Below are 21,030 nucleotides of genomic sequence, written 5' to 3'. Positions count from 1 at the left end.
TTGCATGTTTTCAATCGAAATAGGCCGGATGAACGAGGTTTGTCCGGGCTATTTCGTGCCTAGAGATGGCGCTGGCGGCCCCCTCCTGCCGGCATCCGCGCGAGCCTTCCTAATCCCCGATGCGACGAACCATGATGACGTCATCAATCTCCCTGCCCTCAAGATGAATCCGCCAGGAATCCGCCCGGCCTGATGGAAGCCCTCGCGTTCATAAAACCGTGTGGCAGCCTTATTCTCAACGCTGACCACGAGCTCCAGCAGTCGGTTTCCGTTCTCTCGCGCATAGCTTAACGTCGCTTCTAGCAGAGCCTTGGCATAGCCGCCGCCCGTTCACTTCGACGCACATAGACCATGATGAGCGTTGCCCGATGCACCATCTTACTGGCACGCTGGCGGCTCAGCCCCATCATCCCGACGGGCTCACCCTGCTTAAGGGCCACGAGAACAGGCCCGTCGACCAATCGCCTACGCCATTCATCGTCTGAGAGCGCTTCCCAGTCGCCGACGGTGCTGGCAAAGGCTGCGGGTTCGGTCCGCAGCGCGCTTCCAGCCGAATGGCTTTGAAGATGGCAACATCGTCAATACCGAGAATCCGGATCACTCTGCCCTCCATTTCGGCTGCAGCACCGCCAGCCGGTTCCCGCAGTCAAGGTGCCCAAAAAGAAAACCGGGCAGTCGCCCGGTTTTCAAGATCAAACGCCTAGAACATCACGCTTCCGTTTCAGGCTCACCTTCCGGAACCGAGGCAATGTCGTCGCCATTCTCGGCAACGTCTTCAGCCTCCTCCTCTGGCTCGCTAATGCGCTCGACGGATACGACCTTTTCATCCTTGGCAGTCGAGAAGATGGTGACGCCCTTCGTTGCTCGGCTCGCGATACGGATGCCCCCCACCGGAACGCGGATGAGCTGGCCGCCATCGGATACGAGCATGATCTGGTCGCCTTCGTTGACCGGGAAAGCGGCCACGAGTTCGCCGATCTCCCCCGTCTTCGACGTATCGGTGGCGCGAATGCCCTTGCCGCCACGGCCGGAAATGCGGAAGTCGTAGGAGGAGGATCGCTTGCCGAAGCCCTTCTCGGAAACCGTCAGGACGTACTGCTCGCGCGCCTTCAGTTCCTCATAGCGCTCGTCGCTCAGTTGACCTTCCTCGGTCACTTCCTCGCCAACCAGCGAGATTTCCTCGGCGTCACCCGTCGCGAGGCGGCGTTCGCTCGCGGCCCGCTTCAGGTAGGCTGCGCGTTCCCAAGGTTCGGCATCGACATGACCAACAATCGTCATCGAGATGATGCGGTCGCCGTCACCGAGGTTGATGCCGCGAACGCCGATGGAGTTGCGGCCAGCAAAGACGCGGACGTCATCGACGGGGAAGCGAATGCACTGACCGAGCGCCGTGGTCAGAAGCACATCGTCATGCTCGGTGCAGGTCTCGACTGAGAGGATTTCGTCGCCTTCTTCCTCGAGCTTCATCGCGATCTTGCCGTTGCGGTTGACCTGAACGAAGTCGGAAAGCTTGTTGCGGCGAACTGTCCCGCGCGTCGTCGAGAACATGACGTCGAGCTTATCCCAGCTGTCCTCATCCTCCGGCAACGGCAGGATCGTGGTGATGCGTTCGCCGGGCTCCAGTGGCAGCATGTTGATGAGCGCCTTGCCGCGCGCAGTCGGCGTGCCGATCGGCAGGCGATAGACCTTTTCCTTGTAAACGATACCGCGCGAGGAGAAGAACAGAACCGGCGTATGCGTGTTGAGAACGAATAGCTGGCTAACAAAATCCTCGTCGCGCGTCGTCATGCCGGAGCGGCCCTTGCCGCCACGGCGCTGGGCGCGATAGGTCGTCAGCGGCACGCGCTTGATGTAGCCGAGATGGGAGACCGTCACGACCATGTCTTCGCGGGCGATGAGATCCTCATCGTCCATTTCAAGGCCGCCGTCCATGATCTCGGTGCGGCGCGGCGTGCCGAATTCGTCGCGAACTGCTGCAAGCTCTTCTTTGACGATCGTCTGGATGCGAACCCGCGACGACAGGATTTCAAGGTAATCCTTAATCTCTTCGCCTATCTTGTTGAGTTCGTCACCGATTTCGTCACGGCCGAGTGCGGTCAGACGGGCCAGACGCAGTTCGAGGATGGCGCGCGCCTGCTCTTCCGAGAGGTTGTATGTCAGGTCCTCATTGATGCGGTGACGCGGATCGTCGATCAGGCGGATCAGGCTTTCGACATCGGCGGCCGGCCAGCGGCGCGTCATCAACTGCTCGCGTGCGGTCTGCGGATCCGGCGCCTGCCGGATCGTGCGGATGATCTCGTCAATATTGGCGACAGCGATCGCCAGGCCGACCAAGACGTGAGCGCGCTCGCGGGCCTTGCGGAGAAGAAATTTCGTTCTCCGGCTAACGACTTCCTCTCGGAAGGAGACGAAGGCGCGCAGCATATCGAGTAGCGTCAGCTGTTCCGGCTTGCCGCCGTTCAGCGCCACCATGTTGCAGCCAAAGGAGGTTTGCAGCGGCGTGTAGCGGTAGAGCTGGTTCAGGATGACATCGGCATTCGCATCGCGCTTCAACTCGACGACGACGCGATAGCCCTGACGGTCGGATTCATCGCGTAGGTCGGAGATCCCTTCGATACGCTTGTCGCGCACCAGTTCGGCCATCTTCTCGATCATCGTCGACTTGTTCACCTGATACGGGATCTCGGTGATGATGATCTGCTCGCGATCGCCACGCATCGGCTCGATGGTGGCAACGCCGCGCATGATCACCGAGCCGCGACCGGTCTCGTAGGCCGAGCGAATGCCGGCGCGACCAAGGATCTTGGCGCCGGTCGGGAAGTCCGGACCCGGAATAATCTGCATGATGTCAGGCAGTTCGATCGCCGGGTTGTCGATCAGCGCAATGCAGCCGTCGATGACTTCGGACAGATTGTGCGGCGGAATATTCGTCGCCATACCCACGGCGATGCCGCCTGCCCCGTTCACTAGGAGGTTCGGGAACTTTGCGGGAACAACGACGGGCTCGGACAGCGTGCCGTCATAGTTATCGCGGAAGTCGACCGTTTCCTTGTCGAGATCGTCGAGCAGCGAATGCGCGGCCTTCTGCAGGCGGCACTCTGTGTAGCGTTCGGCCGCCGGCGGATCGCCGTCGACGGAGCCGAAGTTGCCCTGGCCGTCGATCAGCGGAAGGCGGAGCGACCAGTCCTGCGCCATACGCGCTAGCGCGTCGTAGATCGCTGCGTTGCCGTGCGGATGGTATTTACCCATCACATCCCCGGTAACGCGGGCGCATTTGACGTATTTCTTGTTCCAGTCGATGCCGAGTTCGGACATGCCGTAAAGGATGCGCCGGTGCACGGGCTTCAGGCCGTCGCGGACATCAGGCAGGGCGCGGCTAACGATAACGCTCATGGCGTAATCGAGATACGACCGCTGCATTTCCTCCATGATGGAGATGGGCTCGATGCCTGGCGGGAGCTTCCCGCCGCCGGGGGGTGTTTGCTCAGTCAAAACAGATCACGATCTCTTCTAGAATCACTTGAAGATTTATAGCGGAAAGCCTGTTCCTACGCTAATTTTGGCACGCGTTTTGAACAGACTTTTGCGGTCTTATGAGGGCAATGGGAGCCTCTGGGACGGTTATTTGCACCGCCCTAATAACACCATTTGCCAAAATGGTCTCTCCGCATCACAATCGCGCAAAAACCAAGTGTTTATATGGGCTCACGGAGAGACAATGGCAAGCGTCGACCAACTGATCAACGCCTTCACGACGCTGCTTGTAACGATCGACCCGCCTGGTCTTGCTCCACTCTTTCTCGGGCTCACGACCGGCATGAGCCGCAGCCAGCGAAAACAGGTGGCACTGCGCGGCTCGATCATCGCCTTTGTCATTCTTGCCGCTTTCGCCCTGTTCGGGGCCAGCGTGCTCGGGGTGCTCGGAATCTCGATCGGCGCCTTCCGCATTGCCGGTGGTCTTCTGTTGTTCTGGATCGCCTTTGAAATGGTATTCGAGAAGCGGCAGGACCGTAAGGAGAAGACGAGCACAGCCGCAATCACCGTCGATCATATCCATAATATCTCGGTCTTTCCGTTGGCGATCCCTCTGATCGCCGGTCCCGGTGCCATTTCGGCGACGATCCTAATTGCCGGATCGATGCAGGCTTCGCTCGAGCGGGCGCAATTGATCATTGTCATCGCATTGAGCCTGCTGCTGCTGTTTCTCTCGCTGCTCATCGCCGAAAGACTTGATCGCTTCCTCGGCGTAACGGGGCGCGCAATTCTGACACGCCTTCTCGGTGTCATCCTGGCGGCGCTTGCCACGCAGTTCGTCGTCGACGGTTTGAGATCTACCCTCATCACGACGCCAGCCGGCTAGGTCAAAAAGCAGGTTACCTGCACGGCTTCCATCGCGGCAAGCTCGGGGGACGTCCAATCCCGGAGATTGAAAAGCAGACGGCGCACCTTGCGGCGCGCCGTCCAACTTATGCCACGAATACTCTGCGATCAGAACGGGATATCGTCGTCGAGATCGCGCGAGAAGTTTCCACCGCCGCCGCCACCGCTGCTGCGGCCAGATGATTGCGACGGCGCGCCGTAATCGTCGCCGTAGCCACCGCCGCCACCGAAATCGTTGCCGCCGGCATTACTGCCGCGACCACCGCCGAAGCCGGAGCTTGCGCCGCCACCCTCGCCGCGACCGTCCAGCATCGTCAGCGTCGAGCCGAAGCCCTGCAGAACGACTTCCGTCGAATAGCGGTCCTGGCCGTTCTGGTCTTGCCACTTACGCGTCTGCAGCGCGCCTTCGATGTAGAGCTTGGCGCCCTTCTTCACATACTGCTCGACGACCTTGCAGAGGCCTTCGTTGAAGACTACGACCGTATGCCATTCCGTCTTTTCGCGGCGTTCGCCGGAGGTGCGATCACGCCAGGTCTCGGACGTCGCGATGCGAAGGTTGGCGATCGGCCGGCCATCCTGGGTCCGCCGGATTTCGGGGTCAGCGCCCACGTTCCCGATCAGAATTACCTTGTTTACGCTGCCAGCCATACTTTCACCTTACCTGCCGCCCTGCCCGGCGGCGCTTGAAACAATCGGTGCACCTTAAACCATAGAGCGCCGGCGATGGGTGTCCATCGCCGGTTCATCCACAAGGAATTTTGTTCTTTATTTGTTCTAGTTTATCCCTATGATCCTGTCAACCGAATCGAAAACCTTGCAGCAGACGGACATTCAGCCTCGACTCGCCAGCCGGCATCACTAAATAAGGGGCTTGTTCCAGCACAGAAGCAGAAGACGATGAGCGAACTGAAGACGATTTCCATCCGCGGCGCGCGCGAGCACAATTTGAAGGGCATCGATCTCGATCTGCCGCGAAACAAACTCATCGTCATGACCGGCCTTTCGGGATCCGGCAAGTCGTCTCTTGCCTTTGACACGATCTATGCCGAAGGACAGCGACGCTATGTCGAAAGCCTTTCGGCCTATGCGCGCCAGTTCCTTGAAATGATGCAGAAGCCTGACGTCGATCAGATCGACGGCCTGTCGCCAGCGATTTCGATCGAGCAAAAGACGACCTCGCGCAACCCACGCTCGACGGTCGGTACGGTGACTGAGATCTATGACTACATGCGCCTGCTCTTTGCCCGCGTCGGCGTACCCTATTCGCCCGCGACCGGGCTGCCGATCGAGAGCCAGACGGTCAGCCAGATGGTCGATCGCGTGCTGGAATTCGGAGAAGGCACGCGTCTCTATATTCTCGCCCCGCTCGTGCGCGGGCGTAAGGGGGAGTACAAGAAGGAACTGGCAGACCTGATGAAAAAGGGTTTCCAGCGCGTCAAGGTCGACGGCCAATTCTACGAGATCGCCGACGTGCCAGCCCTGGACAAGAAGTACAAGCACGATATCGACGTCGTGGTCGACCGTATTGTGGTGCGGCCGGATACGGCGTCGCGCCTTGCCGACAGCTTCGAGACCTCGCTCAAGCTCGCCGATGGCCTCGCCGTTGCGGAATTCGCCGACAAGCCGCTGCCGCCGGAAGAAACTGCCGCCGGCGGCTCCGCCAACAAGTCGCTTAACGAAACGCATGAACGCGTTCTCTTCTCCGAGAAGTTCGCCTGCCCGGTATCGGGCTTCACCATTCCCGAGATCGAGCCGCGGCTTTTTTCCTTCAACAATCCAGCCGGCGCCTGCCCGACCTGCGACGGTCTCGGAGCGCAGCAGAAGATCGACGCCAACCTGATCGTGCCGGAGCCCGAGCGCACGCTGCGCGATGGCGCCATTGCGCCGTGGGCGAAGTCGACCTCTCCCTATTACAATCAGACGCTCGAAGCTCTCGGTAAGCACTATGGCTTCAAGCTCGGCGCCCGTTGGAACGATCTTTCGGACCACGCGAAGGATGTCATCCTGAATGGTACCGACGAAAAGATCGAGTTCCACTATGCCGATGGCGCGCGGTCCTATACCACGCACAAGAATTTCGAGGGCATCATCACCAATCTCGAGCGTCGCTGGAAGGAGACGGATTCCGCCTGGGCGCGAGAGGAAATCGAGCGCTATATGTCGGCAGCCCCCTGCCCGTCTTGTGGCGGTTTCCGCCTGAAGCCGGAGGCGCTTGCCGTCAAGATCAATACGCTGCATATCGGCCAGGTGACCGACATGTCGATCCGCGTCGCCCGAGACTGGTTCGAGGTCCTGCCGCAGTCGCTGAGCGCCAAGCAGAACGAGATTGCCGTTCGCATTCTCAAGGAGATCCGCGACCGCCTGCGCTTCCTCAATGACGTAGGCCTGGATTATCTCAGCCTGTCGCGAAACTCCGGCACCTTGTCGGGCGGCGAGAGCCAGCGCATCCGGTTGGCGTCGCAGATCGGTTCCGGCTTGACCGGCGTATTGTATGTCCTCGACGAGCCATCGATCGGTTTGCATCAGCGCGACAACGCCCGGCTGCTTGATACGCTGAAGCACCTTCGCGATATCGGCAACACCGTGATCGTGGTCGAGCATGACGAGGACGCGATCTTGACCGCCGACGATGTCGTCGACATCGGTCCCGCCGCCGGCATTCATGGTGGCCAGGTGATCGCCCATGGCACGCCACAGGAGATCATGGCGAACCCTAAGTCGCTGACCGGCAAATATCTGTCCGGTGAACTCGGCGTTCCGGTTCCCGACGAGCGCCGTAAGCCCAAGAAGGGCAAGGAAATCAAGGTCGTCGGCGCCCGCGGCAACAATCTGAAGAATGTCACCGCCTCCATCCCGCTCGGCGTCTTTACGGCGGTCACCGGCGTATCAGGGGGCGGTAAGTCCACGTTCCTGATCGAGACGCTGTATAAATCGGCTGCTCGGCGCGTCATGGGCGCCCGCGAAATCCCGGCTGATCACGATCGCATCGACGGCTTCGAACACATCGACAAGGTCATCGATATCGACCAGTCGCCGATCGGCCGCACGCCGCGTTCCAACCCAGCGACCTACACGGGCGCGTTTACCCCGATCCGTGACTGGTTTGCCGGTCTGCCGGAAGCGAAGGCGCGCGGCTACCAACCGGGACGCTTCTCGTTCAACGTCAAGGGCGGACGCTGCGAAGCCTGCCAAGGCGACGGCGTCATTAAGATCGAGATGCACTTCCTGCCTGATGTGTACGTCACCTGCGACGTCTGCCATGGCAAGCGCTACAACAGGGAGACGCTCGACGTTACGTTCAAGCACAAGTCGATTGCCGACGTGCTCGACATGACCGTCGAGGAAGGCGTCGATTTCTTCGCTGCCGTCCCGGCTGTGCGCGACAAGTTGCAGGCCCTGAAGGATGTCGGCCTCGGCTACATCAAGGTCGGACAGCAGGCGAATACGCTGTCCGGTGGCGAGGCGCAGCGCGTCAAGCTGGCAAAGGAACTGTCGAAGCGATCGACGGGCCGCACCCTCTACATCCTCGACGAGCCTACGACCGGCCTGCATTTCCACGACGTCGCCAAGCTCCTGGAGATGCTGCAGGAGCTGGTCAACCAGGGGAATTCGGTCGTCGTCATCGAGCACAATCTCGAAGTCATCAAGACGGCGGACTGGATTCTCGATTTCGGTCCGGAAGGTGGCGATGGTGGTGGGGAGATCGTCGCCGTCGGCACGCCGGAAGCTATCGTCAAGGAGAAGCGGTCCTATACCGGGCAATTCCTGAAGGAGCTGCTTGAGCGGCGTCCCACACGAAAAACTGTAGTGGCAGCCGAGTGATGTTGAGAGCGGCGTCGCTCGATGACCTGCAGGCGGTCGAGGCGCTGACCGCCGAAGCCTATGCTCCATACACGCGTCTCCTTGGCCGCCCGCCGATTCCCGTTACCGAAGACTACACACCGCGCATCGGTCGCGGTGAGGTCTGGTTGCGGGAGGTGCAAGGAGAGCTTGCCGGCCTGGCCGTCGTTGAACGGCACCCAGACCATGTGATGCTCTTCAGCATTGCTGTCTCCCCGAAATTTCAGGGCGCCCAGTACGGCCTTGCCATTCTGAGATGGGTGGAAGAGACGGCGCGGGAATGGGGGCTTCCGGAAGTTCGTCTCTACACGAATGCTCGCATGGAACGGAATATTGCGCTCTACCGGGCGTTTGGCTTTCAGGAAACGGGTCGCCGCGAGAATCGGCATAGGCCAGGATGGGTGATTGTCGATATGGCAAAGCAAGTCGGCGGACTGAGATAATCAGAGGAGGAAGGAATGACGAAATCCGGCAACATTCGCGTCGGCATCGGCGGCTGGACCTTCGAGGCATGGAGGGACCACTTCTACCCTGGGGATCTGAAGCAGAAGGACGAACTGAACTATGCAAGCCGCAAGCTAAAGGTCATTGAGATCAACGGCACCTATTACAGTTCGCAGAAGCCGGAAACCTTCGCCAAATGGGCCGCGGATGTGCCTGAGGGCTTCATCTTTTCGCTCAAGGCCAGCCGTTTTGTCACCAATCGTCGTGTGCTCGCGGAGGCTGGCGAGTCGATGGAGCGCTTTCTCACTCAGGGCCTGACGGAGCTCGGCCCGCACCTGGGCCCAATCCTCTGGCAGTTCGCCCCGACGAAGAAGTTCGATCCGGATGATTTCGAAGCCTTCCTCAAGCTGCTGCCGAACAAGCAGGATGGCTTGCCTCTGAAGCACGTCGTCGAGGTACGCCATGACTCGTTTAAGGTGCCGGAATTCGTGGCGTTGCTTTCGAAATACGGCGTTGCGCCTGTCTGCGCGGAACACTTCGATTACCCGATGATCGCGGATGTAACTGCCGACTTCGTCTATGCGCGCCTTCAGAAAGGTTCGGACGATATCAGGACCTGCTACTCGCCGGGCGACTTGAAAAACTGGGCTACGCGCCTCGAAACCTGGGCGGATGGCAAGGTACCCGGCGATCTGCCTCTCATCGATGGCGATCGCAAGGTTGCAACCGAACCGCGGGATGTCTTTGCCTTCATGATCCATGAAGGCAAGGTCAATGCGCCCTTTGGGGCGATGGCGCTACAGGAAGCGGTGTTGCGATAGGCTTGTCGTCAGAGCGGACGAACCTCAGTCGCCAGCTCTTCCGCGGTCAGTCCTTTGCCAGCGCGCATGCCGGCCTCTCCATGCATGTAGACGCCGGCCGCGGCCGCCTCGAACGCAGGAACGCCCTGGGCCATCAGCGCTCCAATGACGCCTGCGAGAACATCGCCGGAGCCGGCGGTTGCGAGCCAAACCGGTGCGTTGGTGTTGATGCAGGCTCTGCCGTCAGGCGAGGCGATGACGGTATCGGCGCCCTTGTAGACGATGGCGGCATTCGCCCGTGCCGCGGCAGCCTGCGCTTTTTCGACCTTTCCCATGGCTGTGTCAGCGGCGATATCGGGAAACAGCCGGCCGAACTCCCCCTCATGTGGCGTTAGCACCAGCCGCGGCTCGCCGGAGAACTGTGAAAATAGTTCATCCGGGGCATCCTTAAACGACGAAAGCCCGTCTGCGTCGAGCACGAGATGGCGGTCGGAAAGTGCGGCGACGAAGCGCCGCGCCTTGTCGCCGACTCCGAAGCCTGGGCCGAGAACGAACGTCTGCAGCCGCTCGTCGTGCAGCCAGTTGCCGAGTGCGGCCTCCTCTTCGATCGGATGCAGCATGATCGCCGTAAGGTGCGCCGCATTCTCTGCGACTGCATCTCCCGGCGCGGCGATTGTCACGAGTCCTGCCCCGGCCTTCAGCCCCGCCATCGCCGACATTCGGGCGGCGCCGGTCTTGCCTGTTTCGCCGGAGAAGACGACGAGGTGACCGCGTTTGTATTTATGTGTTTCCAGTCCGCTTGAAGGCAGCACCTGGCGCCAACATTCCGGCTGGTTCTCGGCGATTTGCAGTTTTTTCTCGGCGCGAACGATACGGGCGGGTATGCCAATGTCGAAGACTTCCAGTTCGCCGCACAGTTCGCGCCCGGGCATCAGGAGATGGCCGGGTTTCCGCGTCATGAAAGTAACGGTCCGAACGGCCGTGAAGGCCGCCCCTCGGACAGTTCCCGTACGACCGTCCACGCCCGATGGCAGGTCGACGGCAATTACCGGCACCTGCGCCTGCTTCACTCGCTCAATCACGTCAGCGACGCTCTTCGGAACATCGCGGGCAAGGCCAGCACCGAACAAGGCATCGATGATTACGTCGCCATTCCGTGGCTGATACGTCTCAAGCGGCTGTACTGCGTTCGGAAAACTGTCCCTGGCCCGGGCGGCATCGCCGTTGAGCTTCTCCGGTTCGCCCATCTGGAATACGACGACGGCAACGCCGCTATCAGCTAGCAAGCATGCGGCAACATAGCCGTCGCCGCCGTTGTTGCCCGGACCACAAAGAACGACGGCGCGAAGAACCGCGGGAAAATCACGCAACAAACTGGCGGCGACGGCGGCACCTGCTCGTTGCATAAGGGCATAGCTATCGATGCCGGACGCGGCGGCTGCCGTATCGACTGCTGTCATTTCTTCCGGCGTGAGGAGTAGATTGGAGATTCCCGCGGTCATCGCCGCATTCAAACAGAAATCGCCTAAATAACAACCTGTCGAATGATCGGCGAAAAGATCGAAAAATGTGCAAACGCACAAAGGTTAGGCTAATGGCGAGTTTTGTCATCGACTATTAGCGCGGGGGAATATTGCGAAAAATGAGCCGGATTTGCCGATTGCATGTCGATTGTCGAAGAATTTCAGCCCAAAACCAGTGAAAATCTGCCCGATTATGGGTTCCTGCGCCTGATCTGCGTCAATTTCTGAAAAATCCGCTTCCCAACTGGCACGATAACTGCATCATGACGGAAAGCAGGTCTGAGCCTGCCATTAACGGGAGAAGCGGAGAGTCATTTTCTCATGAAAAAGATCGAAGCGATCATCAAGCCCTTCAAGCTCGACGAAGTGAAGGAAGCCCTTCAGGAAGTTGGCCTGCAGGGTATTACAGTTACGGAAGCGAAGGGCTTCGGTCGCCAGAAAGGCCATACGGAACTCTACCGGGGCGCGGAGTATGTCGTCGATTTCCTGCCGAAGGTGAAGGTGGAGGTTGTCCTCGCGGACGAAAACGCGGAGGCCGTCATTGACGCGATCCGCAAAGCCGCCCAGACCGGCCGCATCGGCGACGGCAAGATTTTCGTCTCCAACGTCGAAGAGGTTATCCGCATCCGTACCGGCGAAACCGGCATCGATGCCATCTAATCTTTATCGCCTTCGGGTGAACCAAAGTATCGTCATCTCAAATAAAGGAACTATTTAATGGCGACCGCAAGCGAAATTCTTAAGCAAATCAAGGAAAACGACGTCAAGTTCGTAGACCTTCGCTTCACCGACCCGAAGGGCAAGCTGCAGCACCTCACGATGGATGTGGTCTGTGTCGACGAGGACATGTTCGCTGACGGCGTCATGTTCGACGGCTCTTCGATCGTCGGCTGGAAGGCCATTAACGAATCCGACATGGTGTTGATGCCAGACCCCGAAACGGTTCACATGGACCCGTTCTTCGCGCAGTCCACCATGGTCATTCTGTGCGATATTCTCGATCCGGTCTCCGGCGAAGCCTACAATCGCGATCCGCGCGGCACCGCCAAGAAGGCTGAAGCCTACCTCAAGGCATCCGGCATCGGCGACACGGTCTTCGTTGGTCCAGAAGCTGAATTCTTCGTCTTCGACGACGTCCGCTACAAGGCAGATCCCTACAACACCGGCTTCAAGCTCGATTCCACGGAACTGCCGTCCAACGACGACACCGAATATGAAACCGGCAACCTCGGCCACCGTCCGCGTGTCAAGGGCGGCTATTTCCCGGTTCCGCCGATCGACAGCTGCCAGGACATGCGTTCGGAAATGCTGACGGTTCTGTCGGAAATGGGCGTGGTCGTCGAAAAGCACCACCACGAAGTGGCGGCTGCCCAGCACGAGCTCGGCATCAAGTTCGACACGCTCGTCCGCAACGCCGACAAGATGCAGATCTACAAGTACGTCGTGCACCAGGTCGCCAACGCTTACGGCAAGACGGCAACCTTCATGCCGAAGCCGATCTTCGGCGACAACGGCTCGGGCATGCACGTGCACCAGTCGATCTGGAAGGGCGGCAAGCCGACCTTCGCCGGCGACGAATACGCAGGCCTGTCCGAAACCTGCCTCTACTACATCGGCGGCATCATCAAGCACGCAAAGGCGCTGAACGCCTTCACCAACCCGTCGACGAACTCCTACAAGCGTCTCGTTCCGGGCTATGAAGCTCCGGTCCTGCTCGCCTACTCGGCCCGCAACCGTTCGGCATCGTGCCGCATTCCGTTCGGCACCAACCCGAAGGCCAAGCGCGTCGAAGTCCGCTTCCCCGATCCGATGGCAAACCCATACCTCGCTTTTGCCGCCATGCTGATGGCCGGTCTCGATGGCATCAAGAACAAGATCCATCCTGGCAAGGCCATGGACAAGGACCTTTATGACCTGCCGCCGAAGGAACTGAAGAAAATCCCGACGGTTTGCGGCTCGCTGCGCGAAGCGCTGGAAAGCCTCGACAAGGACCGCAAGTTCCTAACCGCCGGCGGTGTATTCGACGACGACCAGATCGATAGCTTCATCGAGGTGAAGATGGCAGAAGTCATGCGCTTCGACATGACGCCGCATCCGGTCGAATACGACATGTACTATTCCTCCTAAGAAGAGAGAAAGCCCCGGTTCGCCGGGGCTTTCGCCTGACCGGATGTCACAGTTATTTGATAGCGGATGTGACACTCATGTGACGAGATCCCGCAAAAATCTTGATTTGAGCGGGGCCAATCACCAAATCAGGTGATGAAAGGAAGTCGTACCATGAAAGAAAGAGTAGCAAAGTTCAGTATCGGTGAAGTGGTTCGGCACAAGGTATTTCCGTTTCGCGGCGTGATCTTCGATGTCGATCCGGAATTCGCGAATACGGAAGAATGGTGGAACTCCATTCCCGCCGAAGTGCGCCCCAGCAAGGATCAACCCTTCTACCATCTGCTGGCCGAGAATGATGAAAACGAATACGTTGCCTACGTATCCGAGCAGAACCTGATCAACGATGAAAGCGGCGTACCGCTCCGTAACGAACAGATCTATCAGATTTTCGATATGGCACCGACGGGGCAGTTCAAACCCAAGATGAACTTGGCCCACTAACGTCCGCTAATATCATTCAAAACCCCGCTCCTCCCGCGGGGTTTTTCTTTGCTTGAGTCGTGTAACAAAAAACCCGGCGCAAGGCCGGGTTCTTTGCGAATCCGATGGCTCAGAATTACTGAGCCTTGGCAGCCTTCTGGGCCTCTTCAAGCTTCTTGCGGGCTTCGTCAGCCTTCTTCTGCATGCTGTCCTGCAGGCTCTTCTGGCTCTCAGCAAGCTTGGAAGCGGAAACCGGTTCGCCATCAAAGGCGCCGGTGAAGCCTTCGAGCGAGATCTTGATCGGGTTCGGCGCGCGGCGGAAGTTGATCGAGGTGAGAACCAGATCGGTGCCCTTCTTCAGGCTGGCGACCATGGCGTCAGTCAGCGGGATCTGGGCGACACAACGGTCGGGCATGCACATCAGGTAGTCGATCTTCTGGGCCTTGCCGCCGTCGATCTGCATCGCGACACCTGGCGGGATCAGACGAGCCGGCGGAACCGAAACCTGAAGGCTCTTGTTGTTGATCTTGCCGGAAACGCTGATGAGGCCAACGCCCGTGACGAGCTGGCCGCCGCCTGCGAGAACAACGTTCTGAACGACGCAGACATCATTGTCTTCCTGCTTGCTACAGGTCTTGTACCAGCCGAGACGCGGGGCGCCGGCAGCAGTAGCCGGGTCGGCGGAGGCCGCTGCATCCTGCGCGAAGGACGATACGGGAGCTGCTGCAGCACCGAGCATCACTGCCAGAACGGACAGGGCTGCCCGCGTTTTGTTTTCAGCCTTGAACATCATAACGAATTCCGTCTCCTGAAATCCCTTAGGGACGACAACGTGCCATCCTCACCAACAGGGTTGTTCGCAATCCACCTCTTAGAACAATGAGGCAAATGCATGACCCCCCGACTTCGGGTTCCCCTGTTACATTGCGTCGGGCCAGATATCCAGTATTTCTTTGACCTTTTCGGGGTCATCCGAAAGAATTCGGCGCGGATGGTGAACTGCGGTGGCTGCATGATAGTCTTGCGCCGAATCGTGCCGTTCCCTGAAAGGACCTCAACGATGCTTCGGATCGTTCTTCCCGTCATTTTTACACTCGTTGGCAGCGCGGCTCTCGCTGAGCCGGTGCATGGCATCGCGATGCATGGCGTGCCGGCCCTGCCCGCCGATTTCAAGCACCTTCCTTACGTCAATCCCGATGTGAAAAAGGGTGGGAAGATCAGTTATGGCGTCGTCGGGACCTTCGACAGCCTCAATCCCTTCATCTTGAAAAGCATGCGCACGACGGCGCGCGGCATGTGGGATCCGGAGTACGGAAATCTCGTTTTCGAGACGCTGATGCTGCGCTCGCGCGATGAACCCTTCGCCCTCTACGGCCTGCTGGCAGAGTCCGTCGAATGGGACGAAGACCGGACGTTTATCCAGTTCAATCTCAATCCAGCCGCCAAATGGTCGGACGGGCAGCCGGTGACGCCCGATGATGTGATTTTCACTCTCAATTTGCTCAAGGAAAAGGGGCGCGTTCCCTTCAGCACGCGATTGAATGCGGTCGAGAAGATGGAGAAGGTGGGCGACCACAGCGTTCGTTTCACCTTCAACGACAAGGCTGATCGCGAATTCCCGATGATTTTGGCCGGCTCCACGCCGATCCTGCCGAAACATGCCATCGATCCAGAGACATTCGATCGTTCGACGCTCACACCTCCCGTGGGATCTGGTCCTTACAAGATCAAGTCTTTGAAGCCGGGCGAGAGCATCACCTTCGAACGCGATCCCAATTACTGGGGAAAGGACATTCCGGCCAAGGTTGGGCTCGACAACTACGATCAGATAACGGTGCAGTATTTCCTGCAGGACACCACCCTGTTCGAGTCTTTCAAGAAGGGTGACATCGATATCTATCCGGACGGAAGTCCCGGCCATTGGGCAAGTGCTTACAATTTCCCGGCAGTGACCTCACGCAACGTCGTCAAGGATACGTTCGAACCCAAGCTGCCGAGCGGCATGTTCGGCTTCGTCTTCAACACCCGGCGGCCGGTCTTTGCCAACGCGAAGCTTCGCGAGGGGCTGTCGCTGGTCTTCGATTTCGAATGGGCGAACAAGAACCTCTTCTCGAACGCTTATATCCGCACAGAGAGTTTCTGGCAGAACTCGGATCTGTCGAGTTTCGGGGTGCCGGCGGACGAACGCGAGCTGAAGCTTCTCGGCCCGATCAAGGATCGAATCGAACCAGCGATCCTGGATGGCACCTACAAGCTCCCAGTCACCGACGGATCGGGCCGCGATCGCAATGTCCTGAAGCAGGCAGCCGCGCTCCTCAAGGAAGCAGGGTATACGATCAAGAATGGCAAGATGAGCGACGCCGACGGACGTCCGCTTGCTTTCGAGATCATGACGCAGAACACCGACCAGGAGAAGCTCGCAGTCTCCTATCAGCGTTCACTGCAACTGCTCGGCATTGCCGCGACCATCCGCACGGTGGACGATTCCCAATATCAGAGCCGCACGAGCAGCTTCGACTATGACGTGATCATCAAGTCCTATACGTCGTCCCTCTCGCCGGGCATCGAACAGCTCGGACGTTGGTCTTCCGCGGCCAAGGAGCGCGAAGGCACAGACAATTTCGCCGGAGTTTCCGACCCTGACATCGATACGCTGATCCAGCACATCCTTATGGCCCGGTCGGCTGAAGACTTTACCGCGGCGGTGCGTTCTCATGATCGGATGTTGCTGTCGGGGCACTATGTCCTGCCGCTTTACCATGTTGATCAGCAGTGGGTTGCGCGCAACAAGCGCATCGCTCATCCGGACTCCGTGCCGCTCTATGGCTACCAGTTGCCGGCATGGTGGGATCAGAGCGTCCAATAGCAGGTTCCTTTTTTCTGCCTGGTTGAAGTCGCCCGCCGCAGGGACTAGATGGCGGGAAGGTTTCGATTTGAGAAAGAAGGAAAAGCCCATGGAACGCATTACCATCGACGTTGTCTCGGACGTCGTCTGCCCGTGGTGCTATCTCGGTAAGGCCCGGCTCGAGCTTGCGATCGCTGAAGTTCAGGACGAGGTCGGCGTGGATATCAACTGGCGCCCCTACCGCCTCAACCCCGATTATCCGCCTGATGGCGTCGACCAGAAGAAGGCGCTGGAGGAGAAGCTTGGCGGTGCCGAGCGCGTTGCCCAAGGACACAAGATGCTGACTGAGCTTGGTCGTGAAGTCGGCATCAAGTTCGATTTTGACGCGATCAAGATCGGCCCGAATACGCTGGATGCGCATCGCCTGATCCATTGGGCAATGGTTGAGGACCGCGACAAGGCGGACAAGGTCGTCAACGGCCTGTTCAAGGCGAACTTCGAGGAAGGCCGCAATGTCGGCGATCATGCCGTGCTGCTCGACGTTGCCGAGAAGGCAGGCCTTGACCGCACGGTCACTGCGTCGCTGCTCGCCTCCGATGCCGATAAGGTCCTGGTGGTCGAAGAGATCGAGGCGGCGCAGAAGATGGGCGTGAACGGTGTGCCGTTCTTTATCTTCGATCAGCAATACGCCGTCAGCGGCGCTCAGACGCCGGACGTTCTGGCAGGCGCGCTTCGCGACATCGCCAAGGCGAAGGCGGAAGCGCGCGCCGGCATGAACTGAGCCCTTACCCCTTCGCCATTTCCGCAAGCTGCGTCATGATAACGGCTGCGCCCTGCAGCCGCTTTTCCGGCGTCGGCAGATCGCGTGTGAGGAAGACGCTCTGGTCCGGCCGAATCTTTGCCATGGTCCCCTGCTTGGCGATGTAGCCAACCAGGTTCGCTGGATGCGGAAACTCCTTATTGCGGAACTGGATGACCACCCCCTTGGGACCTGCATCCAGCTTCTCCACGTTGGCGACCCGGCAGAGCGATTTCACATACACGATCTTTAGAAGGTGCTGGACCTCGATCGGCATGGGGCCGAAGCGATCGATCATTTCTGCGCCGAAGGCATCGATTTCCTTCAGTTCCGTGATCTCGCCGAGGCGGCGATAGAGTGCCATGCGCAGATGCAGGTCCGGCACGTAACCGTCGGGGATCATCACCGACGTGCCCACAGAGATCTGCGGCGACCAGCCGGTATCCTGGATTTCGTCGACGCCCTTCACCTCGGCCACCGCCTCTTCCAGCATCTGCTGGTAGAGCTCGAAGCCGACCTCCTTAATGTGGCCGGACTGCTCTTCGCCGAGCAGGTTTCCTGCGCCGCGGATGTCGAGATCGTGGCTGGCCAACTGGAAGCCGGCGCCGAGCGTGTCGAGCGACTGCAGCACCTTGAGGCGCCGTTCCGCCGTCGCCGTCAGCACCTTGTTGACCGGCAGCGTGAAGAGCGCAAAGGCGCGCACCTTCGAACGTCCGACGCGACCACGCAGCTGGTAGAGCTGCGCCAGGCCGAACATGTCGGCGCGGTGCACGATCAGCGTATTGGCCGTTGGCACGTCGAGTCCCGATTCCACGATCGTCGTCGACAACAGCACGTCATAGCGGCCCTCGTAGAAGGCGTTCATGATGTCCTCAAGCTCGCCGGCGGGCATCTGGCCGTGCGCGACCGCGACCTTCAGCTCCGGTACATCCGACCGCAGGAAGGCATGCACATCCTCCAGATCGGCAAGCCGCGGGCAGACATAGAAGCTTTGGCCACCGCGATAGTGCTCGCGCATCAGCGTTTCGCGGATGACAAGCGAATCGAAGGGCGAAATGAAGGTGCGAACCGCCATGCGGTCGACCGGCGGCGTCGTGATCAGCGACAGCTCGCGCACCCCAGTCATCGCGAGCTGCAGCGTGCGCGGGATCGGTGTCGCCGAGAGCGTCAGCACATGGACATCGCTTTTCAGCTCCTTCAAGCGTTCCTTGTGCTTGACGCCGAAATGCTGCTCTTCGTCGATGATCAGCAGCCCGAGATTGGCAAACTTGATCCCGGCACCAAGAAGCGCATGGGTGCCGACGACGATATCCGTCTTGCCCTCTGCTACTTCCTTCTTCGTTAACGCCAATTCCTTCGACCCGACGAGGCGTGAGGCTTGCTGGATGCGAACCGGCAGGCCGCGGAACCGCTCGGCGAAGGTCTTGAAGTGCTGGCGCGCTAGCAGTGTGGTCGGCACGACGACGGCAACCTGTATGCCGTTCATCGCCGCAACGAAGGCAGCACGAAGCGCCACCTCAGTCTTGCCGAAACCGACGTCGCCGCAAACGAGGCGATCCATCGGCCGACCGGCTCCAAGGTCGGAGCGCACAGCCTCGATGGCATTATCCTGATCCTCCGTCTCGTCGTAAGGGAAGCGCGCGGCAAACTCGTCGTAAAGCCCTTCCGGCGTCGTTAGCACGGGCGCATGCCGCGTCAGTCGCTCAGCTGCGATACGGATCAGCGCATCCGCCATATCGAGCAGCCGCTTCTTGAGCTTGGCCTTGCGCATCTGCCATGCGCCGCCGCCGAGCTTGTCGAGTTGCGCTTCCGTCCCCTCTCCGCCATAGCGCGACAGAAGGTCGATGTTCTCGACCGGCAGGAACAGCTTCGCGTCGTCTGCGTATTGCAGTTCGAGGCAGGCATGCGGTGCGCCCGCCGCTTCGATCGTTCTCAGGCCGACAAACCGACCGATACCGTGCTGTGCGTGGACGACGACCGAACCTTCGTCGAGCCCGGCAACTTCGGAGATGAAATCGGCGGCGCGCTTGCGTCGCTTCGAACGCCGCACCATGCGGTCGCCGAGAATGTCCTGTTCGCCGATGACGACGAGATTGCCGACTTCAAATCCGGATTCGAGGCTGAGCACGCCGGCAGCCGCCTCGCCTTTGGCAAGGCCATCCATCTCCTTCAGCGCGCCGACCGGCTTCACGCGCTCGAGCCCGTGTTCGCTCAGCACCTGCAGCAGACGCTCCAGCGAACCTTCCGACCAGGCGGAAATCAGGACCTTCGCGCCAGCCGAGCGCTTGTCGGCAATATGCTTCACGACAGCGTCGAACACATTGATCCGCTCGGCATTGCCGCCACCCTCGGCATTCGAGCGTGCCCAGCGCTCGCCTTGCCGCGCGTCGAGATTGATCACACGCCGCGCCTCTCCCTCATGCTCGTTAAAGGGCGAGATTCGCATCGCGTTGAACGCGTCGAGCGTGCTGGCGAACGTCTTTCCGTCCAGGTAGAGTTGGCTGGGCGTCACGGGCTTGTAGGGTGTCCCTTGCGCCATCTGTCCCTTGCTGGGCTGCCCGGAACTGACGCGGGCGTCATAGTAGTCGAAGACGAGCTTGGACCGTTCCTCGGCGGCCTGGCGCACAGTATGATCGGTGACCATCCGGAAGTCTTTGAGATAGTCGAATACCGTCTCCAGCTTCTCGTAGAAAAGCGGCAGCCAATGCTCCATGCCTGGGTAGCGTCGGCCCTCCGATATGGCGAGATAAAGCGCATCGTCGCGTGTCGCCGCGCCGAAGGAAGAGAGGTAATTCTTCCGGAAACGGCTGATCGTATCGGGCGTCAGTGTGACCTCGCTCATCGGGTTGAGGTCGAGGGAGCGCACCTGCCCTGTGGTGCGCTGACTTGCCGGGTCAAAGCTTCTGATGCTTTCCAGCGTGTCGCCGAAGAAATCGAGGCGAACAGGCTCCTCGGAGCCCGGCACGAAGACGTCGAGAATACCGCCGCGCACCGCATATTCGCCGACCTCGCGAACCGTTGCGACGCGGTCGAAGCCGTTGCGTTCAAGGCGCCCGGCAACATCGTCCATGCGCACCGTATTTCCGGGGCGAGCTGAGAAGGCAAGGCTTTCGATAATCTCTTGTGGGGCGACTTTCTGCAGCATTGCATTGACTGTCACCAGCACGATCGCGGCATGTGGCTTCTTGTGATGCGCGATCAGGCCGCCCAGCGCCGCGAGACGGCGTGCCGACGTATCGGCGCTCGGGGAAACGCGGTCGTAAGGAAGACAGTCCCAGGCCGGCAAGGTCAGAACCGGGATCTCCGGCACAACGAAGCCCAGCATCTGCTCAAGGTCCACCATCCGCTGGCCGTCGGAAAGCACGTAAGCGACCGGCTCTCCGGCGCGCGCCAGATCGGCCAGCAACAATGCTTCCATACCTGTCGGCACATTGCCGATTGTCAGCGGCTCGGCGACGGCTGACAGCTTCCTTACGTCAAAACCTGAGGTCATTAGGCATTCCTGGGCAGGGCGTCGGCTGGATATTCGAAATCGGGCTTGTAAGCGGCAAGGCGCGCAAACATCGGCGTCTGGAAACGCTCAGGCACCGGCCATGTTCCCATGATCCAGCGCACGAGATCGTTGTCCTCTTCGGCCATGATGGTTTCGAACTCGTCGAGTTCGGTCTCGGACAGGGTGGCGATCTCCTTCTCGGCGAACTGCCCGAAGACCAGATCCATTTCGCGGATGCCGCGATGCCAGCAGCGAAAGAGGATTCGGCGGCGGCGCGGATCAAGATCGGCGCTCGAGAGTGACACACCCGTCATGGC

Annotated in this window: 15 protein-coding genes and 1 pseudogene; 9 read left to right on the top strand and 7 right to left on the bottom strand. The window is 59.7% G+C overall.

Features of this window, described 5'->3' with window-relative positions:
- Positions 1–109: 109 nt before the first annotated feature.
- Positions 110–613, bottom strand: a pseudogene (locus C934_RS33425) (GNAT family N-acetyltransferase).
- A 95-nt stretch (positions 614–708) separates the two neighbouring features.
- The gene (gyrA, locus tag C934_RS0102015; protein ID WP_026371501.1) at positions 709–3,492 is read right to left on the bottom strand and encodes a DNA gyrase subunit A; all 2,784 of its coding nucleotides are present in this window, start codon (positions 3,490–3,492) and stop codon (positions 709–711) included.
- 226 nt (positions 3,493–3,718) lie between these two features.
- Here gyrA and C934_RS0102010 point away from each other — a divergent pair, with 226 nt between their 5' ends.
- Positions 3,719–4,360: a MarC family protein gene (locus C934_RS0102010; protein WP_018855040.1), complete on the top strand. Its 642-nt coding sequence runs from the start codon at positions 3,719–3,721 to the stop codon at positions 4,358–4,360.
- Between the two features lie 128 nt (positions 4,361–4,488).
- Here the strand turns inward: C934_RS0102010 and C934_RS0102005 are convergent, their stop codons facing one another.
- Complete coding sequence (locus tag C934_RS0102005) at positions 4,489–5,028, bottom strand: single-stranded DNA-binding protein (RefSeq protein ID WP_018855039.1); 540 nt, start codon at positions 5,026–5,028, stop codon at positions 4,489–4,491.
- Between the two features lie 249 nt (positions 5,029–5,277).
- Between C934_RS0102005 and uvrA the strand changes: the two genes are divergently transcribed.
- From uvrA to C934_RS0101990, 3 genes are read left to right on the top strand one after another with little or no spacing between them, the layout of a single operon-like run.
- Complete coding sequence (gene uvrA / locus C934_RS0102000) at positions 5,278–8,202, top strand: excinuclease ABC subunit UvrA (RefSeq protein WP_026371500.1); 2,925 nt, start codon at positions 5,278–5,280, stop codon at positions 8,200–8,202.
- The gene (locus C934_RS0101995; protein ID WP_026371499.1) at positions 8,199–8,663 is read left to right on the top strand and encodes a GNAT family N-acetyltransferase; all 465 of its coding nucleotides are present in this window, start codon (positions 8,199–8,201) and stop codon (positions 8,661–8,663) included. The genes uvrA and C934_RS0101995 overlap by 4 nt, the downstream gene beginning before the upstream one ends.
- Positions 8,664–8,678: 15 nt before the next feature.
- Positions 8,679–9,485, top strand: coding sequence for a DUF72 domain-containing protein (locus C934_RS0101990; RefSeq protein WP_018855036.1), 807 nt, complete (start codon positions 8,679–8,681; stop codon positions 9,483–9,485).
- A gap of 8 nt (positions 9,486–9,493) precedes the next feature.
- Here the strand turns inward: C934_RS0101990 and C934_RS0101985 are convergent, their stop codons facing one another.
- Entirely contained in the window at positions 9,494–10,966 is a 1,473-nt protein-coding gene (locus C934_RS0101985) for a bifunctional ADP-dependent NAD(P)H-hydrate dehydratase/NAD(P)H-hydrate epimerase (protein WP_018855035.1), read from the bottom strand.
- 342 nt (positions 10,967–11,308) lie between these two features.
- Between C934_RS0101985 and C934_RS0101975 the strand changes: the two genes are divergently transcribed.
- The 3 genes from C934_RS0101975 to hspQ all read left to right on the top strand — a co-directional run bounded on the left by C934_RS0101975 (position 11,309) and on the right by hspQ (position 13,597).
- Positions 11,309–11,647: a P-II family nitrogen regulator gene (locus C934_RS0101975; protein WP_003539626.1), complete on the top strand. Its 339-nt coding sequence runs from the start codon at positions 11,309–11,311 to the stop codon at positions 11,645–11,647.
- A gap of 57 nt (positions 11,648–11,704) precedes the next feature.
- Positions 11,705–13,114 carry a type I glutamate--ammonia ligase gene (gene glnA / locus C934_RS0101970; protein ID WP_018855034.1) on the top strand — a complete coding sequence of 470 codons (1,410 nt, stop codon included), beginning with the start codon at positions 11,705–11,707 and terminating at the stop codon, positions 13,112–13,114.
- Positions 13,115–13,267: 153 nt separating this feature from the next.
- On the top strand, positions 13,268–13,597 hold the full coding sequence (gene hspQ, locus C934_RS0101965; RefSeq protein ID WP_018855033.1) for a heat shock protein HspQ: 330 nt from the start codon (positions 13,268–13,270) through the stop codon (positions 13,595–13,597).
- Between the two features lie 115 nt (positions 13,598–13,712).
- Here the strand turns inward: hspQ and C934_RS0101960 are convergent, their stop codons facing one another.
- Positions 13,713–14,369 carry an invasion associated locus B family protein gene (locus tag C934_RS0101960; protein WP_018855032.1) on the bottom strand — a complete coding sequence of 219 codons (657 nt, stop codon included), beginning with the start codon at positions 14,367–14,369 and terminating at the stop codon, positions 13,713–13,715.
- Positions 14,370–14,636: 267 nt separating this feature from the next.
- Here C934_RS0101960 and C934_RS0101955 point away from each other — a divergent pair, with 267 nt between their 5' ends.
- A complete protein-coding gene (locus C934_RS0101955) occupies positions 14,637–16,442 on the top strand; it encodes an extracellular solute-binding protein (protein WP_018855031.1) in 1,806 nt (601 codons plus the stop codon).
- Positions 16,443–16,530: 88 nt separating this feature from the next.
- Positions 16,531–17,202, top strand: a complete 672-nt coding sequence (locus C934_RS0101950; RefSeq protein WP_018855030.1) for a DsbA family oxidoreductase — start codon at positions 16,531–16,533, stop codon at positions 17,200–17,202.
- A 4-nt stretch (positions 17,203–17,206) separates the two neighbouring features.
- On the opposite strand, the gene mfd is transcribed toward C934_RS0101950, so the two are convergent.
- Together mfd and C934_RS0101940 are read right to left on the bottom strand one after the other, a co-directional pair.
- Positions 17,207–20,713 carry a transcription-repair coupling factor gene (gene mfd, locus C934_RS0101945; protein ID WP_018855029.1) on the bottom strand — a complete coding sequence of 1,169 codons (3,507 nt, stop codon included), beginning with the start codon at positions 20,711–20,713 and terminating at the stop codon, positions 17,207–17,209.
- On the bottom strand, positions 20,713–21,027 hold the full coding sequence (locus tag C934_RS0101940) for an FAD assembly factor SdhE (protein ID WP_018855028.1): 315 nt from the start codon (positions 21,025–21,027) through the stop codon (positions 20,713–20,715). The genes mfd and C934_RS0101940 overlap by 1 nt, the downstream gene beginning before the upstream one ends.
- Between the last annotated feature and the right edge of the window lie 3 nt (positions 21,028–21,030).

It is taken from the genome of Rhizobium sp. 42MFCr.1 (assembly GCF_000377185.1).
GTDB lineage: Bacteria > Pseudomonadota > Alphaproteobacteria > Rhizobiales > Rhizobiaceae > Rhizobium > Rhizobium altiplani.
Note: the sequence above shows the minus strand (reverse complement) of the source record. Positions and strands in the feature narration are given on the sequence as shown.